16 protein-coding genes are annotated in these 18787 nt (G+C 33.4%); 8 read left to right on the forward strand and 8 right to left on the reverse strand.

The genetic code is table 11. The features are described 5' to 3' along the window. The 6 genes from BAQ46_RS00555 to BAQ46_RS00580 all read right to left on the reverse strand — a co-directional run. The coding region (locus BAQ46_RS00555) for a DnaB-like helicase N-terminal domain-containing protein (RefSeq protein ID WP_282957093.1) at nt 1-252 on the reverse strand (252 nt) is incomplete at its 3' end. Beyond that, nucleotides 249-1118: a DnaD domain-containing protein gene (locus BAQ46_RS00560; RefSeq protein WP_071741464.1), complete on the reverse strand. Its 870-nt coding sequence runs from the start codon at nt 1116-1118 to the stop codon at nt 249-251. The genes BAQ46_RS00555 and BAQ46_RS00560, both read right to left, overlap by 4 nt. Nucleotides 1119-1315: 197 nt before the next feature. Next, nucleotides 1316-1642 (reverse strand): nucleoside triphosphate pyrophosphohydrolase, encoded by a 327-nt coding sequence (locus BAQ46_RS00565; protein ID WP_071741465.1) that lies wholly within the window; start codon nt 1640-1642, stop codon nt 1316-1318. Nucleotides 1643-1694: 52 nt separating this feature from the next. Continuing rightward, on the reverse strand, nt 1695-2438 hold the full coding sequence (locus BAQ46_RS00570; protein ID WP_071741466.1) for a MerR family transcriptional regulator: 744 nt from the start codon (nt 2436-2438) through the stop codon (nt 1695-1697). An 8-nt stretch (nt 2439-2446) separates the two neighbouring features. Further along, the gene (locus BAQ46_RS00575) at nt 2447-2698 is read right to left on the reverse strand and encodes a hypothetical protein (RefSeq protein WP_071741467.1); all 252 of its coding nucleotides are present in this window, start codon (nt 2696-2698) and stop codon (nt 2447-2449) included. A gap of 3 nt (nt 2699-2701) precedes the next feature. Next, complete coding sequence (locus BAQ46_RS00580) at nt 2702-3040, reverse strand: DUF4870 domain-containing protein (protein ID WP_071741468.1); 339 nt, start codon at nt 3038-3040, stop codon at nt 2702-2704. 187 nt (nt 3041-3227) lie between these two features. On the opposite strand from BAQ46_RS00580, the gene dndB reads away from it, so the two are divergent. The 8 genes from dndB to BAQ46_RS00620 all read left to right on the forward strand — a co-directional run bounded on the left by dndB (nt 3228) and on the right by BAQ46_RS00620 (nt 12190). Further along, nucleotides 3228-4322: a DNA sulfur modification protein DndB gene (gene dndB / locus BAQ46_RS00585; RefSeq protein WP_071741469.1), complete on the forward strand. Its 1095-nt coding sequence runs from the start codon at nt 3228-3230 to the stop codon at nt 4320-4322. 2 nt (nt 4323-4324) lie between these two features. Next, nucleotides 4325-5893, forward strand: a complete 1569-nt coding sequence (dndC, locus tag BAQ46_RS00590) for a DNA phosphorothioation system sulfurtransferase DndC (RefSeq protein WP_071741470.1) — start codon at nt 4325-4327, stop codon at nt 5891-5893. 15 nt (nt 5894-5908) lie between these two features. Beyond that, complete coding sequence (gene dndD, locus BAQ46_RS00595; RefSeq protein WP_071741471.1) at nt 5909-7900, forward strand: DNA sulfur modification protein DndD; 1992 nt, start codon at nt 5909-5911, stop codon at nt 7898-7900. Further along, the gene (dndE, locus tag BAQ46_RS00600) at nt 7897-8277 is read left to right on the forward strand and encodes a DNA sulfur modification protein DndE (protein ID WP_001109533.1); all 381 of its coding nucleotides are present in this window, start codon (nt 7897-7899) and stop codon (nt 8275-8277) included. Before dndD (BAQ46_RS00595) ends, dndE begins: the two co-directional genes overlap by 4 nt. 5 nt (nt 8278-8282) lie before the next feature. Further along, nucleotides 8283-9404, forward strand: a complete 1122-nt coding sequence (gene dndA / locus BAQ46_RS00605; RefSeq protein ID WP_071741472.1) for a cysteine desulfurase DndA — start codon at nt 8283-8285, stop codon at nt 9402-9404. Nucleotides 9405-9600: 196 nt separating this feature from the next. After that, nucleotides 9601-9780 (forward strand): DNA modification system-associated small protein, encoded by a 180-nt coding sequence (locus BAQ46_RS00610; RefSeq protein ID WP_001037504.1) that lies wholly within the window; start codon nt 9601-9603, stop codon nt 9778-9780. An 18-nt stretch (nt 9781-9798) separates the two neighbouring features. Next, on the forward strand, nt 9799-11814 hold the full coding sequence (gene dndD / locus BAQ46_RS00615) for a DNA sulfur modification protein DndD (RefSeq protein ID WP_000897701.1): 2016 nt from the start codon (nt 9799-9801) through the stop codon (nt 11812-11814). Nucleotides 11815-11818: 4 nt separating this feature from the next. Further along, on the forward strand, nt 11819-12190 hold the full coding sequence (locus BAQ46_RS00620; protein WP_000013616.1) for a hypothetical protein: 372 nt from the start codon (nt 11819-11821) through the stop codon (nt 12188-12190). Between the two features lie 31 nt (nt 12191-12221). Here the strand turns inward: BAQ46_RS00620 and dptH are convergent, their stop codons facing one another. Next, nucleotides 12222-17405 (reverse strand): DNA phosphorothioation-dependent restriction protein DptH, encoded by a 5184-nt coding sequence (gene dptH / locus BAQ46_RS00625; RefSeq protein WP_071741473.1) that lies wholly within the window; start codon nt 17403-17405, stop codon nt 12222-12224. After that, nucleotides 17386-18786: a DNA phosphorothioation-dependent restriction protein DptG gene (dptG, locus tag BAQ46_RS00630; protein WP_071741474.1), complete on the reverse strand. Its 1401-nt coding sequence runs from the start codon at nt 18784-18786 to the stop codon at nt 17386-17388. The genes dptH and dptG overlap by 20 nt, the downstream gene beginning before the upstream one ends. Nucleotide 18787: the final 1 nt, after the last annotated feature.

Here is an 18787-nt window from a genome sequence, read left to right on the forward strand (position 1 = left end):
ACCATCCATTAACCCTATAAAATACTCCATTCCCCCGATCCCCTTCAAAAACTTCGGATCCACTCTAGAAGTGAACGTCACAAGATCAATCGGTTGCCCCTCATCTTCCATCTTTCGCATTAACTGAAATATAGACTTATGCACCGGCATAGAAAAATACTGCTCCGTCAAACGGCACTCCTTAATAAGCTCTCCATCAAGTAATAGAGAGCCTAACACCGTCTTTTCCGCCTCCACATTTTGAATACTCATGGACGCCACCCGCGCTCCGCTAAAAAGCGCTGCAACTCTTCCTCAGACGGCGTATTCTTCTCCCACTCCTCACACCTCGCCAAAAACTCCTCCGTCTCCCCCGTACTAACAGACGACCCCTTCTTCCGGAAATTCGCAGCATCCGCCTCAACCTCACACACTTTCGTAAACCCTTTCCCGTACCAACCACGCAAAATCCCCTTCACATAAGCCATCTTCCGATTTTTATTCTCATACGAAATTTGAAGAGCCTTCAGCACCAACTCCTCTGACAAATCATTCATCCATGCATTCAATTCCTCCACCGTAAAAGGAGACAAACTACCAAAATGTTGCTCATAAAACGTGAACACCTTACTTCCCGTCTCTTCCTGAACAACCTCTTCTTCCTCTTCTTCCTCTGCCTCCTCACAAGCCGGCTCTACATCATCCATAGCCAAATCACCAGGCATACCGAAATGCGCTAACAGCATCGGAACATTCAGCTCCTCCTCTACGCACTTCTGAAGAAACATATGTACAAACTCCTTATTCTTCACACCCTTCAGCTCACGAAGCACACACTTCTCCACATTCGTATTCGTCACCGGATTATAACGAAGCCAATTCAAAACGAATAACTCCCGCGTATCCGCATCATAAAGAATCTTTCCATAATCAACAAAGCGTTGCACAAGCTTATCAACAGTCTCCCGATTATAACCCGTCTCCATCTCAGCTAACCGCTTCGGAAAAGGAAAAATCCCGCATTGCGTCGTCTTCGAACAAGTTAATAAGTACACATAAAAATACCGCTCCTCCGGCGTCAAATCCAAAACAAAATCATCCTGCCAAAAATTCACCTGCACAGTACGATACACCGCCATCCTAATTCCTCCCGTCCTAATTCAAAAATGAAAATTTCCTCTTTGTACTATATATAGGAAGGAGGGCTGGGTTTTTGGCGTGTTATTTCAAAAATTTTTTCGACTCCTACTACGGTGTTTGTTGGTGTTTTTGTTTTGTTATGTTTTTTCTTAGTGATTTATTACTTGGTAGGGGCTTGTAAGGGGCTTAGGAGGGGCTAGTTATCGGTTACTTCGATTAGGAAGATTCGATCTGAGAAGCCGCCTCGTTCTTCTGCTTTCTTTTTACGGATGCGGTTGATTTCTTCTAGTGTTGTGCCTTCGTGTTCGGCTAGGGCGTTTAGTAGTTCTAGTAGGTCGGATAGTTCTTCGAGTTTATGTTCTTTTGTATCTGCTTCTAGATATTCGATTAGTTCCTCTTCTGTTTTGTTGCAGATTTCTTTTATGTATTCGTCTTGGGATAGGATTCTTGTTGTGGGTGTTTTTCCGTTAGCTTTTATGATTTGCGGGATTTTATTTCGGATTAGTTTGTTGTAGGTTGGCATGGGATTTTCCTCCGTTTGGTTTTTCTTCTATTATAATGGAAAAGCAGTTTAACTAGGTGTTAAACTGCTGGATTGCTTCTTTTATATAGTTCTCTTCTTCGGTTGTGAAGAGAGTTGGGAATTCGGATAGTGGGAGGTTTGATTTTTGGATTATATCCTCTATATCGCTTTGGGGTGTATCAAGATAATTCTTTACTTCTTCTATTACATTGAAAAATTCCTTCAAGGTAACTTGAACGTCTTGATGACCCGGATCTTTCTCTTCTACCTTATACTTTTTCAACTTCCCTATCACATCCATAAATCGCCGATCAAACTTTTCTTTTAATTCCTTATTACTATAAAACGCTTGAACACACTCATTTGAAAAATGTTCCTCTAACCATTCCTTATTTTCTTTCTCCCATATAAAAGTTTGCAAAAACGAAGAAAACAAGGCGACATCCACTCGTTCTTCCTTTTGAAACTTCTTCGTCATCTCATCCATATGCGAAAGTACCTTCGTAATTCTTTCTTGCTCCGCCAAAAGCAATTCCCTTTGAAAATGCATCTGTCTTAAAAAATCTTTAGTCTCTATATCACGCTGTAATATAATATTTTGAATTTCCCCAAGCGAAAAACCGAGATGCTTAAACGATTGAATTTGCTGTAGCACATACAAATCATCTTTCGTATATAACCGATGCCCACCTTCAGTATAATCGCTCGGCTTTAATAAGTTAATCTTGTCATAATAACGAAGCGTCCGCACCGTAACATCCCCAACACTTGCAAACTCACTAATCATCCACGCCATACCATCACCTACTCCGATAACTTCTCTTTCACATACTGAATCATATGAGAAAAACTCATCTCATTCTGCTGACAATAGTGAAGCAAACCTACAACAAGTAATAAAAAAGGAACATTCCCTCTATACCGATTTTCATACTCGCTAATACCATCATAAAAGTACTCATACTTTCTTTTTCGTAAAACAATATAAATAGCAATAAACAACACTGCAATCATAATAAAAATTCGCTTTCCCCTTATCTCCACTTCTTCTTTCATCACCTATTCTCCTTCCACCGCATACTTATCTTCTTTAAATAACGGTATTCGAATGAAATAGCGATATGGTTCATCGCGTATTACTTTCCACGCAACAATGATCACTTGAACGACCTCAAAAACAAATACGATCCAAAACAAAACATCACTAATACGCGAACTGATATTAAATAGAAGAAAAATTAACAAATGAAAGTTGAACGCCTTTCGGCAATGGTATTTGTACACCTCATTTTTACGTGCCAGCGTGATGTACATGAGTAATGGTGAAAAGATTCCTATTGCGGCTGAAAGTAATAGCATGATGATGGTGTTTCTTTTTTCTTTTGTGGTGGTTTTCATGAGTGGTTTGGTCCCCCCTTTTTGATTTGTCTTCTTTAGGTTAGGGGGTGACGTTGGGGGAGATTCAAGCACCATTAATGGAAAATATTAAATTTTATATAATCGAGTTACTATTCTTGCCGAACACTTGTATCTATTTTATAATAAAAAGTATAAATTACGTACGTAAAGAATGGAGATGTAATGAATGGATTATGGTTTTAGCTATAACTTCCCCGCTTTACGTGGAAAACAAGGTGGTAAAGAGTACTTTGTTGTAATGTGCCCTTTACGCTTAATCCCTAAAATTTTTCTATTTGACGAGGAAGAAATCCCAGCTGAACATCGAGCTCAAAGGATATTAAATAAAATTAGAATCCCAGAAATCACAAATTATATCATTGAAAATCAAAATGATTATGTTTTTTCATCGCTAACAGCATCTATAGATGGTGATATCGAATTCCAGCCATTTAGTTCTGATCAGTCGTTTCAAGATTTAGGACAACTTCGTATCTCACTGGATTCTAAGTTCCTGATTAATGATGGACAACACCGAAGAGCAGCTATCGAAGAGGCGATAAAGCTCTCACCAGAATTAGGACATGAAACGATTTCGGTTGTGTTCTATCATGATCAAGGTTTAAGAAATTCCCAACAAATTTTCTCAGATCTTAACCGCCATGCAGTTAATACAACTTCATCTATCGGTATTTTATATGATCATAGGGATAAGTTAGCATTAGTTACAAAAGAAATTGTCGAGGAAAATGAATTACTATCTCGATATACCGACAAAGAAAAAGTCAATTTATCTAAAAACTCACCGAAGATTCTCGCTTTAAATCACATATTTAATACAAACCTTCGATTACTAGGAAAGACAAAGGGTGACTTAATTACAGAAAAAGAAGAACAATTCTTAAAAGAATTTTGGAACATTCTTTGTGATACAATAGTCGAATGGAATTTAGTTTACAAAAAAGAACTAAACCCTCGTGAACTTCGAATGCATTATATTGTCGGGCATGGAGTATTCATTGAATCTGTTGGTTTAGTAGGAAAATATATTTTTGAAAATCATCCAAAAGATTGGAAAAAATACATTTCTCTTTTAGCAGACATCGACTACAGTCGTTCTAATTCTTCCGATTGGTTAGGACGAGCTTTCAATACAAATGGTCGCATACAAAAGACAAAAGAAACAGTCACTTTAACCGCAAACAAACTAAAAGAAAAATTAGGTCTTCCTTTGACAGAAGGAGAACAAAAGATAGAAGAGAAATTCCAGTTAGGAGCATGATAATGTTAAATAATCTCATTACTGATTTAATAAATAATAAAAATGACTTTGTCTCTGAAGCAAAGGAGCATATAAAAAAAGTTTATCGTGCTGACGACCGCCCTTGGGTCGTTGGTTATAGTGGTGGAAAAGATTCCACAGTTGTCGTTCAGCTTGTTTTTGAAGCTTTAAGTGAATTACCTACAGAGCAATTACACAAGAAAGTATATGTAATCTCATCAGATACACTTGTAGAAACACCGCTAATTATTCAATCTATCAATGTTACTTTACATCGAATCCAAGAAGAAGCTTTAAAACGTGATCTTCCTATTGAAACGCATAAAGTAAAACCAAAATACGAACAATCTTTTTGGGCTAATATTATCGGAAAAGGCTATCCATCACCAAACCAACAATTTCGCTGGTGTACAGATCGCTTAAAAATTGAACCAGCAAATGCGTTTGTAATGGACAAAGTTTCTACGTTCGGTGAAGTAATCATGGTCCTTGGTGTTCGTGAGAATGAAAGTGCTACTCGTGATAACGTTCTTAAATCCCATACCGTTGAAGGTAAAGATTTAATGCGCCATTCCACGTTAACAAATGCATATGTTTTTGCACCGATTAGACAGTTTAGTTTAAATAACGTTTGGGACTACTTACTGGAAAATCCATCTCCATGGGGCAACGATAACCATGAATTAAATAAGCTTTATCAAGATTCAAGTATTGGTGAATGCCCTCTTGTTGTAGATAAAACCATTAAAGAAAGTGCTGGTTCATGTGGAAACAGTCGCTTCGGTTGTTGGGTATGTACAGTAGTAAATGAAGATAAAGCATTAAACGGCTTCATTCTTAGTGGATCAGATTGGATGAAACCTTTATTAGAATTCAGAAATTGGTTAGCTGGGATTCGGGATGATAGAACATTTCGTATGAAATACCGTAAAGGTGGTCAAATTTACTTTAACCCGCTAAAAACTGAAGTAAAAGATGATATTGAATATGTAATCATTCCAAAAAAATCTAGTCGTCCAAAACAAATGATTAAATTAGAAGAATTTACAATTTTAGAAAGGGATGAACTAAAGTCTTATTTAGCATTAAACAATATTGATTTAAGTTCTCCTGAGGATCCAAAAATTTTAGTAAAGCTTGATAATAATCAAATCGGACAACTTGGTTTAGGTCCCTTTACACTGAACGCGCGAAAAGAGATTTTACGCAGACTTCTTATTGTCCAAAGAGATTTACAACATCCTGAAGAAGAGGATTTTGAATTAATTAAAGAAGAAGAATTACGTGTTATTCGTCGTTACTGGTTAGAAAATGGCGATTGGGAAGATGCTTTACCTAGCATTTTTAAAGAGGTAATGGGATATGACCTAAACTGGGAGTATGATGATCGTCCATTATTTGATAATGAACAAATTACAGATTTAGAATCATTATGTAGCAAACACAACGTAGACTTTAAAGCATTAAAAAAACTTATATCACTTGAAAAAGATTTTTCAGGTTATAAAGTTCGTCGTGGATTAATGAACGAAATTGAAAAAGTACTAAAGCAAGACTACTTACATTTGTAGGGTGAGGTTAAATTTATGTTAATTGAACAACTAGAATTAGAAAACATAGGAGCTTATACGGAAAGAAATACCTTCGATCTGTCTATCTCCTCCCCAAAAAAGAAAGTAATTTTAATAGGCGGAGAAAATGGTGCTGGGAAAACAACATTTTTAAATTCCATAAAACTAGGATTATTTGGTTGTTTCGGCTATGGATATAAGACAGAGAATAATGATTACTATAAGCGCGTCCATGGGTATTTAAATGCTTCTGCTCGTAAAGATGAGACAAATCCTTTTAGTATTACAATTACCTTTAGTGAAGTAGAAAATTACAAACGCCATGTTTATACATTCAAAAGATCTTGGAACATTTTAAACAGCGCTATAAAAGAAAAATTCACTGTAAAAAAAGATGGTCATTATTTAAATGATGCTGAAAAAGATATTTTCGAATCAAGACTACGAGAGAATTTCCCGCCTAAATTATTTGATCTATGCTTATTTGATGGCGAAGAAATTTCAAAAATAATAAATGAAAATAAATTATCCTCTTATTTAAAAGAATTATCTACTGTTATATTCAACTTAGATTTATTCCGAAATTTAGAAGGTGATTTGACCAACTATTTACAACAAGAAATTGATCAAGAACATCTTTCTTCTATAGAAAGCGAAATCCTTACCCTTCAGCGTCAAGAGAAAGAACAGTCTTTAAAAATTGAAGATCTTGAAGACACAATTAAAACAGCGCAGCAGCAAATAGAAGAATCAAAAGAATCTTATTCTTTATTGAAAAAGGATTTTGAAACACATGGTGGTTTAATTAAAGAAGAACGTGAAACATTAAATAGACAAGTATTAGAAATTGAAGCACATCGAAAAGCTAATTCTGAAAAAGTTCGAGAATTTATTCAAACGCTTTTACCTTTCTATCTAAACAAAAACTTATTACTATCTACTAAAAATCAATTACAAAATGAAGAAAAACTATCATTAGCAAACCAATTAACTTCAGAGTTAACTGAAGAACGCGCTCTTGAATTAGCTAAAAGTTTACCTGGAGTCTCAGCTCCTAATGATTTAGCAGCTGAATTGAGAAAACAAATTTTCAATATTATTAAGCCTAATGATACAGATGTTGAGTATATCCATAGAGTTTCACCAACACAACGCACACAATTCGAAGTAGTGGCACAACAAGTTGAAAGAGAATCTCATGACACATATATGCAATTACTTCAAGAAAATAGAGAAAACTTACTTCAAGCACAAGAACTAAGAAAGAAAATTTCTACTAATGATTCTACAAATGAGTTTGCACAAATGTTAGAAACTATGACTCAAACACAAGAAAAAATCTTTAAGTTAGAAAAAGAAGTAGAAGAAAACTTAAGTATTTTAGAAACTAGACAAGAGACTTTAGAAGCATTAAAAAATACAATCGACTCAAAACAGAATATTGTACAACAAAGTAACAAAACGAGAAATACATTCTTAATTGCCCAAAGCATTATGAAATTAAGTACAGAGTTTCAAATGTTACAACATCAAAAGAAATTACAACAAGTACAAATCGAAGCTACAAAAATGTTGAATAAATTAATGCGTAAACACCAATATATTTCTTCTTTACGCATTGATTCTAGCACGTTTGAAGTAACTTTATATGATAATAATCGTGACCATGTAGCAAAAGAAACATTATCAGCAGGTGAGAAAGAAATTCTCTTACTATCATTAATTTGGGCAATGTTCAAATGTTCTGGTCGTCGTGTTCCATTCATATTCGATACACTTTTAGGTCGCCTTGATCAAACACATAAACATAATATTTTAGTAGATTTCATCCCTGCATGTGGTGAGCAAGTCTTAATCTTGTCAACTAACTCTGAAGTTGATGAAAAACACTATAATTTACTGAAAAACTTTGTATCCCATGGATACTTATTAGAATTTGATACAGAACTACGAAAAGTGAATGTTACAGATCAATATTTCAACTTTAATAAGGAGCAAGCAAAATGAACTACCGTTTAAAGATTTCTAAAAGAGTATCAGATAAACTAAAAGAATTACAAGCTCCTACTAATTTAACACCAAATATTTTAGCTCGTTTAGCAGTTGGATTATCTTTAACTGATCCAACTTTTCCTGAGGTTTTAACAGATAAAGAAGCCGGTGGATTAGAAATCAATCGCCACACATTAACTGGAGAATATGATTTTATTTATAAATGCTTAATCACTCAGCATGCGGGACGTGAAGTATCTGATAATGAATACTTTCCTACCCTATTCAACGCTCACTTAGAACGCGGAATTAACTTATTAGACAGCGAATATAAACATGCTGGAAACAACGAGAAATTCACAATGAACTTGCTAAAATACGGTAAGGAGTGATCTCTATGCTTTATCTTGATAATAGTGCAACAACACAATTATTACCTGAAGTTAAAGAAGTAATGTTGCCATATTTACTTGAAGAATTCGGAAATCCTTCAAGTAAATATTACGGATTAGCCCAAAATGCTAAAGACGCTGTTGAAACAGCAAGAAAACATGTAGCTCAATTATTAGGCTGTAAAACTGATGAAGTAATCTTTACTAGTGGTGCTACAGAAAGTAACAACTTTATTTTGAAAGGCATCGCTCATTATCATAAAGATAAAGGCAATCACATTATTACTTCTAAAGTAGAACATCCTTCTATCATAGAAACTTGTAAATTTTTAGAAGCAAATGGCTATACGGTCACATATCTTGATGTAGATCAATATGGCAGAATCAATTTGGAAGAACTAACTAAAGCTATTCAACAAGAAAAAACTCTTCTCGTTTCAATTATGTGGGGCAACAACGAACTTGGTTCTCTAAACCAAATCAACGAGATCGCAAAAATCTGCAAAGAGAATGAAGTATTCTTCCATACAGATGCTACACAAGTAGTTGGAAAAATACAATTCTCTCTTTCAGATATAGAAGGTATAAACTTTTTATCCTGCTCTTCTCATAAGTTTCATGGTCCAAAAGGTATTGGGGTAACCATAATAGGTAAAGATAATTTAGGATTACCAATCCAAATTACTCCTCTACTTCACGGTGGCGGACAAGAACGTGATATACGCAGTGGCACACTACCCGTCCATAATATTGTTGGAATGGGAAAAGCTGCAGAAATCGCATATCTTAATTTGGAACAAAACATTTATAAATTAGAGCAACTAGAGAACAAATTAGCTGATATTCTAAAAACCAAATTTCAAAATCATATTGAGTTTAACAATGATATTCAAGATAAAATACCTGGAATATTAAGTGTTATATTTAAAGGTGTAAACAACGAAACTCTTGTGAGAACTCTTTCTCCAGTAGCTGCCGTGTCTACTGGATCGGCTTGTAGCTCAAGTAAACCAAGTCATGTATTACAAGCTATCGGATTATCTATGGATGATTTACGTTCTACTATTAGGTTCTCACTTTCTTCTACTACTAGTTTAGAAGAGTTGGATGTTTTTAATAATCTATAAAGAAAACAGAAAGGCATATCCCTTTCTGTTTTCTTTATTTCCTTGCTAACTACTAATCTAGTAATTTTATATCTACGTTAATAGCTCCTCCCTACTTAAAATCACAAATTTCTCTATTTTTAAACACCCATTAAAATATGGTAATATTATATATAAGATATCCCTATACTTCATGCTCATATTAAAGGTGGTAAAAATGAATAAATTAAAAGAACAAGAGCTAGAATTACTAGCAAAAATTTGTAAAGAAAATGAACTATCAACAAAACTAGCATATGACTTATTACGTTCTGCTGAAAAATTTTCATATGAAAACACGAGTGAAAATCATAGAAAAAAAGATTACCTAGATTTAATTGATTTTTATGCAAAATAAAGTAAAGGTGACTACATAATGTTATTTAAAAAACTTATTTTTGATAATTATAAAACGTATTATGGGCATCAAGAAGTTGACTTCTATATCCCAAAAGAGGTACGTGAAGAAGGCGAAAAAAATATTATCTTGTTAGGCGGCCTAAATGGAGCTGGAAAGACTACAATTTTAAAAGCAATTTTATATGTTTTATTCGGAAAAAGAGGATTCTCACCTGCTGAGCATAAACGTGTATTTTCTAATGTTATTAACAATACCTTCTTTGACGAAGGTGGGAGAGATTGTTCTGTAACTCTTGCTATTGAAACGGATAAAAATGAAGAATGGACTCTTAAAGTTAAATGGGGCTTTGATCACAACAAAAGGTTAATTAGTGAAAACCGGGATTTAACTGTGAAAAAGCCTGGTGCAATGATTGGTAAAACTGTACGTATTGATAATATAGATACATTTAATCGCTTTATGGATAAAATGATTCCATATCACGCTGCACCATTTTTCATTTTTGATGGCGAAGAAATTAAAGACATCATTTTGCGACAAAATAGTGAGGAAATGAAAGAAGCTATTCACAAAATTACTGGGATGGAAACCTATAAATTATTACTATCTGATCTCTCTTCTATTAAGACTGGCATAGAGAAGAATTTAGCCAAAGCGGTTGACCAAAATAAACTAAAAAGTTTAGATGCCAATTTAAAAGAATACGAAGAGCAAATCCAACATCTAGAAAAACGAAAAGAACTTATATCTTCTGAACGAAAGAAATTCGACGATCTAATCAATGAAGTGAAAAATGAACGTAATGAAAAAATTACAACTAACTCCAAATCAAGAGAGGTTATTGTAAAAAAACAATCAGGTCTAGCAACTGAGTTACGTCTAGCTAAAGAGCAATTTGAAAACTATTTCAACAATAACGCTATAAACATCATTCTAAAAGAAAAAACTAAAGTACTACAGACCAGATTAAAATTAGAGTATGATATTCGTCAAAAGAAAATGATACAAGACGCTTCTTTAATGCCTTATGAAAAATTTATGGATGAATTATTAAACCAACCATTCACTCCTCCCCTTTCAAATGAGCAATTAAATCAACTCAAGGAAATCGGAAGAGAGATTTGGGTTAAAGAAAATAATATCGAAAAAGATATAGCCGAAGATCACATAGATATTCACGATATTTCAAATAAAGACTATAACTACCTTGTAAATCTCCCTGCTAGAAATAATAGTTATGTTATAGATTTAATAAATAAAATTGAGAAGCTGAATCTTGAATTAGAGGCATTAGAAATTGAAATTAGAAATGCACCTGAAACGATTGATATTAGCGCAGAAAATGAACGTATTGATATCCTAACTAAAAAATTAGGAGAACTTAACTTAAAATATAAATCAATTATTGCAAAGTTAAATAAAATTAAAGAACAAAGAGCAGCCGTTGTAAACCAGCTAACCCGTCTTTCTGATCAAGGTGCAGATTATGATGCTCTAAATAAACGATTAATTTATGTCAAAAAGTTGATTCATACTATGAATTCATATGTACATGAAATGACAAAGTTAAAAGCAAGCTTTATTCGCGAAGAATTTTCTTCAATGTTAAGTCGATTATTCCGTAAACAAGATGAATTTGGAAAAATTGAATTCGATATTTCAACGTATACTGTTAGATTATACAACGATCGTAATCAAGAAATTAGTATTCAAGACCGATCTGCTGGTGAAATGCAAATGATTTCCTCGTCACTAATTTGGGCCCTAACAAAAGCCTCTGATTTAGCTCTTCCTATGGTAATCGATACACCACTAGGACGCTTAGACAGTTATCATCGAAATCATTTAATTAACCATTACTATAAAGAGCTTAGTGAACAAGTAATTATCTTATCTACAGATACAGAAATTACCCAAGACTATATTAATTTCATGCAAGAGCATTCATATAAGCAATACATGCTTGATTATGACCAATCAAAGAAATATACAGTTATCCGCGATGGATATTTTGATTTTATAAAGGTGTGATATTATGGCAAATAGAAGAATGAACCTCTCAGGAACAGGTAAAGAAACCCTTGACCTACTCTGTGAAGTACTTGAGATTGATCGACCACAGGGGATAAAAATTGCGTTAGCAAAAGGTATTGCTAACGCTACAGGAAAAATAAATGATGACTTTAAAGATGGAAAAAACAAATGGACAATCCCAGATAATATTATTAAAGATAAAGAGTTTTTACTCTTTAAACATTTAATTATTAACGAAATGCAAGTTGCTTTAAATGAAGATGAAATCACACAAAGCATACTTTTGTATATAGAATATGGGCTAAAGATCATCAAACAAGAAGTAGACAATTTATCTTCATTAGAAGATTATCGTATTATTGTATTAAACTAAAAGCAAAAGGAACCACCAAAGTGGTTCCTTTTTATATTCTCTCAGATAAAGATATAATATCAACCACCGTTACAGTTGGTTGAGACAATTCACCATTTACTTGTAACACAGGTCCATGTACAATGCATTGACCTTTTTTCAATGTTGAAAGTCTATTCTCCCATTCTTTTTTCTCTGAAGAATCGTTAGATAGACTAGTAGCAATTGTAGAAATCTCTTGTTCTGGCGGCGCAAAATAAACCTTCTGTGAAGCATTTTGTAGCCTTGCTAATTCATCAGTAGCCAATTGAGATTTTAAAAATTGAGTTGCATACCATGCAGACCATCCAAATTTACGTCCTTCTTGTAAAATTCGTGCAGAAGGTGATTTTTCCGTATGATCAAGATTTTGTGCTTCATCCATTATGACAGGCATTGGATTATTTTTATTTCCAAACCTTACGGAATAATTCCAAAGATCCCATAAAACAAATTCTGTAATTATTAATTGAACGTCTCGAGGATATCCAGTCAACTGAATAATAAAAATCTCACCATTACTATCTACAACATCTTTCCAATTTATTGTATTTTCATGGCTAAATGGATTACGATCGATAAGCGGTCTTATTTGAGATAAAGCCGTCTTAGCATAGCTAGAACCATCTTCTTCTAAACATTCTCTAAGCTTTATTAGGCTCATATCTTCTCCATACTTATCCAATCCATTAAGAGTACCTTCATAAATCGCATTTAATTGTTGCACACCTAATGTGCTATATACAGCAGCAAATACACTCTTAATTCTTTCAGCAACATCCGTATTAGATTCCGGAAGCGTAATGCCTCCAATATCCCTTTCATTCTTTTGAAACGGATTAATTGGAAGCTGCTCACTATATACAATCTTTTGTTTTAACTTTGTACCCATTGCTTGTACAAATTCATCTTCTAATTGGTTTGGTAAAAATCCTTCTGTATAGTCAATAACAATACTTGGGATACCTTGCTTCGATTTTTCTAACAATAAGCATTGCATGAAATATGTCTTACCTTGTCCGGATTTACCTGAGATCAACAAATGTCTATTCGCCAATCCTTTATTACCATACTCCCAATAAATCTTTCTATTCGAGTTCTCTGCCTTCCCAATTAGAATTCGAGATTCTTCTAATCCTTGTGGCTCTCTTTCTTTTGTCTCTTCAAGAACTTCTATTGTATTATCGATTTTCTCTTTAGTAACCTCATTAAAATCCATAATTTCAGGCTTTGCTTCTACCTCTACATCAGCCTCTAATTCATTTTTTTCTGAGCAAAATGATGATGCACTTTCTATTTTGCTACAGGCACCTGTATATTTATGAGAAAGTAATTCTTCCTTAATAAAATCGCCTTCTGTTTCTTGAATCCAATTCTTCATATCTTCCATTGGTTGTATAAGACCACTATATCCATCAAACTCTGGAAGGCTTAATAAGGTAATCCCTTCATCCAGTTTGGCACTTCTATGATAAGCGTCTCGCTGGAAGGATAAAATTGCTCCTTCACCAATAGATGATTCTATTCCGTTGGAAATTATAAATTGATCTTTCAACAGTTTTTCAACCACTTTATTATTCAATTCATAATTTTTCTCTTCCCAGAATCTACTTTTCAATATTTTATTAGCATTAGAAATATAAAGTTGAGCAAAGAAATTACGATAGAAACGGCTAGCAAAAGAATTAGTTGTTAATGCATCATTGATTAATTTCTTCGTATGTTTAACTTGTTTTCTCGCCTTTTCTAATACATCGTTTTTATTAGCTCCGATTTTTACTTCGACAGGATAAAAATGCATCATTACATCATTCTCTACTTGTTCCAAACCTATTAACAGTAAATCATCACTATGAACACCTTTTACTCCTAAGTTTTTAGCTGTAAATATGCCATCTGCTTTCTTTAAATTAACAGCACCTGCAACTCTTAAAACTTCTTCTAGAGAAATTGGCACCCATAAAATGTCGCGATGTTCAAAATATGCTAAAGAGAATTTTATAGCAGAAATAATACTTAACTTCTCTCTAGAATAATGGCCCTTACTACCAATAACACGAAGTAACCATTCACCATTAAAAGTATTAAATGCTTTAATAGTGCTTTCTACATTTTCTTTTTTACTCTCTACTTGTTTTTCCTTTAAAAATTCTTCAATAACAAAATGATATTGTTGCGATTTGTCCGTTACAGTAATCGCATCATATCTACTTGAAGATGAATATTGATCACTATAATGAATAACAACTAGATTTTGCTCGTAATCATTAAAGAACTCCAGGTCAAAACTTGGGTCTACAAATGTTACCCAATAAGAAGATTTGAAAATTTCTTCTAGAGTTTCTTCATCAGCACTCGTTGTTCTAGAGAAAATCGCTTCACCTTTTCGATACGTATTATTTCCACCATTATGAAGGTTTGCGCATAATTCATTAAAATAATACGCTGTTTGTGTTAAAAGATTCTCTTCCTCTACAGCATATGCTTTAACACCGAAACCACTCTTATAATTTTCATTACTCTTCATTGAAGGTACTGTAGTGTATAACCCATCAATTGCTAAACCTGATAACATTTCATCCATAGATTGTAATGCATATCGCTCTTGCGCTTGCATTTTATAGAAAGAAATATGAGCATACTTATATTCTTCGCCCATTTCTTTTTTATAATAAAATAGCTTTTCACGAATAAATCGCAATATATCCTGGGGTTCATGCTGCTGTTTTGCGCCTAAATTAATATTAAATTTTGTTTGAAACTCCTCTACCGATTCTATTCTTGAGAAATTATCAAATGCACTGTCCTGGCCTTCTTCTTTATAAAGTGTAACTTCAACAGCTTTTAAACCTTCAGGCCCTTTTGATCTAATTCTTTCAAGCATCCAATTTACGATACCTCTAAAGGTTTCATGATCGTTTTCAATATTGATTAAATTAATTTGCAACGGTGCCTTAGAGTACTCACTAAATAAATAACCAAAGTGTCCTTCAAACTGCTGAATTTTATCCTCAATTACTTTTGCTAAATATTGATTAGCATCCGATACTGAAACTTGATTAACTGGTTTAAAGTCCATCCACTCTAATGCTATATTCTGATTATCTGGTCTATATAATTGATCTCGCTCATTGTAAATATATGGAACTATCCCATCTGGTTTTAATCGCTGTAAAATACTATTATCTACTTCTTCATTTAAAAGTAAATTATTCAATTTTAATTGGAAAGCGACCATAACTGGATGGAATGGTGTAAATTTAATTACATTATTCCCCATAACTGTCCCTAACTTAAATAAATCTCGTCCACGTTTGCCGGCCTCATGCCCTTCTTCAAAACTTTTAATCTCTTGTATAAAAGCATTCAAATATTCTTCTGCCCTTTTAACTAACTCTTCACTGTAATAACATAAGCTTGGTATACCTTTTTTAATTTTAAAGTAAGTTAAAAATCTACTATAAGCTTCTCTTAATTCATCGCTAATGGACACCTCTTCAGGGACCAATGCATCGGACTCTACTACGGCACATCTAAGTCCATTTTCAATCCATTGGTACTCCCACTCGAATAAGTTTTTATATTCCGGGCTTAAATAAAATTCTCTATTTCCAAAACGCAATCGATTATTTATCCATTCAAAATCTCTTTGCTGCTCACGCTTTAATTTCCAAATTCGCGCGCCATTAATGGGGGTAGATTCCGGTAACTCATTTTTCAATATAAATGGAATGATTGTTCCATTCTCCGTCAAGCGAATGTTAACTCGCATCTCTTCTTCATCATTATACGCTTCTGGTTGAGGGAGAATAGTAAGTTCATCATCTACGCTACAATCAATAGTTGCATTTGCCTCATAGACTTCCATTGATTTTTTGTTATAGCCTTGTCCAAATGAAAGCTCATTATCTTCATGCTGAAGTTCAATCAGGCACTTATTAGGAGCTATCAAATATGTTGTTTTAAAAGCATCTAATACATATGGGTCAATTGGTAGTACCACAATAAATAGTTCTACACCTAAAGTTGATTTATCATCATGCTTATAAGACAACCTAACAAATGTAGGTTGATTACTCTCTGTTTTTATAACCGCACTAAGGTTTATTTTCCCTACCGATACTTCTACATTTTTCTTAAACTTCGGAGGTACTTTTACGTATTTATTGGATAAACTTTTAACATTTCCACCTTGAATTGAAAATGCCACATTTAAATGTACTTCTTCCTTACCTTCTGGATTAAATATAACTAAGTGTCTTTTTCTTTCTCCTGCTGCGGTTTCCTTTTGAGGTTTATCCCAAAAGTGCAATCCTTCTTTAACTGTCAACTCTTTTAAATTGATTGATGCCTTTTTATGAAGATCTAAATAATCTTGATGGAATCGATTAACATCAGCAAAATTAATTTCTTGCCAATCTTCACGTTTTAATTTACTAGCTCCCTCAGGGGTGAACTTTTTTTCTAATTCTTCTGCGCCTAAACCAAAGTCATGAATTTTCCTAACAAATTCATATAATTCTCTATTCGCACTTAAACGTTCTTTTTGTTTATTCCCTTTAAAAGTAGCTAATTCTTCGTCTTTAAAAACTGCAAATTTTTGATAGTCTTTATCTTCGATCGTACCTTTTGCAAGCGTAGAAAAGATTTCTTCAAACTCAAAGAAAGTAACTTGTTGGTGTGCTTGTTCTTGCTTAATCATCTCCATGTTTTCTATAAGAATAATTTGTGCAGTTTTATCCAACATACTGCTTTCAATTTCTTGTCTTAATCCCTTTACTATAGAATTAGGATGCAACGGCATTCCATCCTTTTGAAGATCACTACTTCCACCTTGAATTGAATCCAACTGCTCTGAAACTATACTCAATAAAGCTGTATCTTTCCATACACCTTTTTGTTCACCGACTTGATTTCGTAAAGTAACTAAGAAATCTGGTTTAACATTTTCATTTGTATAGGCAATAACAAGTTGAACATTTTGTATTTCAACTGAAAATGTTTTATACGGTTCACCTAATTCATGTTTATATACAAATTGTTTAACATTTTTCTGCTCTTGGAATGCTTCTACTAAATTCTCTACATCCTCTACTTTATCTAGCTGTAAATAAAATCTATCACCGGCTTTTATTGAACGATTTTTAAAATCCCCCAATAACAACTCACATATATAATTATAAAATTCGTTTGACATACTGTGCATCACCACTATCACTTTTTTTATCTAGAATATTATGAGAATCAAATAGCTCGATAATCATCTTTTTCGAATGACGATCAAAAGCTACTCCCCTTTTTGAAAATTCCTCAAACAAACGATTTAACGGCATTCTCTCTTCTTTTACACATACGGCTGTTAAGAGTAACAGCATTTCATGACTCATATTAAAAACAGCCCCTATGCTGCCTCGATTTTTCAGAAAAACATCTGCCCCTAAATCTTCAATGTTCTCTCCAAACTTTTTACATGCATCTGTATTCATTCCCTCTTTTAGACAACTAAACAATGTTTTAAAAACCTCAGATATATCTTCTGGTGCATCTTTAGGTGTTACTCGCTTTGCCCAAAGCTCACTATATTTATTAATCCATTGTTTACTATCTGTTAAAAATTGCTCTGAAACATCCAATCCTTTTTCAGTTATTAAATCTTTTAAGTATCTATAATTCATAAATTGAAAACTTTGCTTTTCATCCGCTTCTTCATCTTGAAGCTCGTTATAACTTAATTGAGACATCGTGTGTATATGCACAAATAAATTTGGTGCTTTATCTTTTATTCTTCTAAATCCTTCTAGGTCATCCGCAGCTTTTCTTCTCTTACTAATAGATTCCCATTCTAAAGCGAAATATAAAGGATTAGAATGCGTATAATCCGCTTCATCAAATTGTTCAAACTTCACAACTAATTGACAAACATACATAAAGCTATAAAAATGCGTAAGTAATGGGAAAGATTTCAAGAAGTAATCTTTATATTGACTTAAAAATAGCAAGTCTTCCTGGTAGAAATTCGCTAAAAATCCCATTAAAGGTTGATATTGTTTGACCGGATCTTTAGCTGGAATATCTAATTTATTTAATATGAGTTCTGTTAATATATCTTCACTTTCCTTATTCTTAAATATAGAACTAATACTTACTTCATCATGAACTAGCGCATCTTTTATAAATTGCCCATATTTCGGTAAATCTTTCTTCTCTTTAGGTGTAGCCATATAGTTAAATAAGTATGGATGGATAGGTTTAATTTTATTATCTTGACCAAATAAATATTGATTTAAAAATCGGTCTAAATCATATTCCGCTTCCTGCGTATACTCAATTTCTTCCATAATTTGATCTACAAAAGGGTTCCTAGAGGAAAACAAGTCCTCTTCTTCACTACTCTTCTTATCAACTAGGCGTAAACCACAAACATTTCGGACGTACTCACCTAAAACTTCATTAAAATTTCCACGTATTGATTTCGTTCTTTTTGTAACAAATGGTAAAATATCTACAACTTTACCAACATCATGCTTGTTATTCCCCAATAACTGTTCTAATTTATCTATTTTTAATAGTGTATTCATT

This window comes from Bacillus paranthracis (genome assembly GCF_001883995.1).
In the GTDB taxonomy this organism is placed as follows: Bacteria; Bacillota; Bacilli; order Bacillales; family Bacillaceae_G; genus Bacillus_A; species Bacillus_A paranthracis.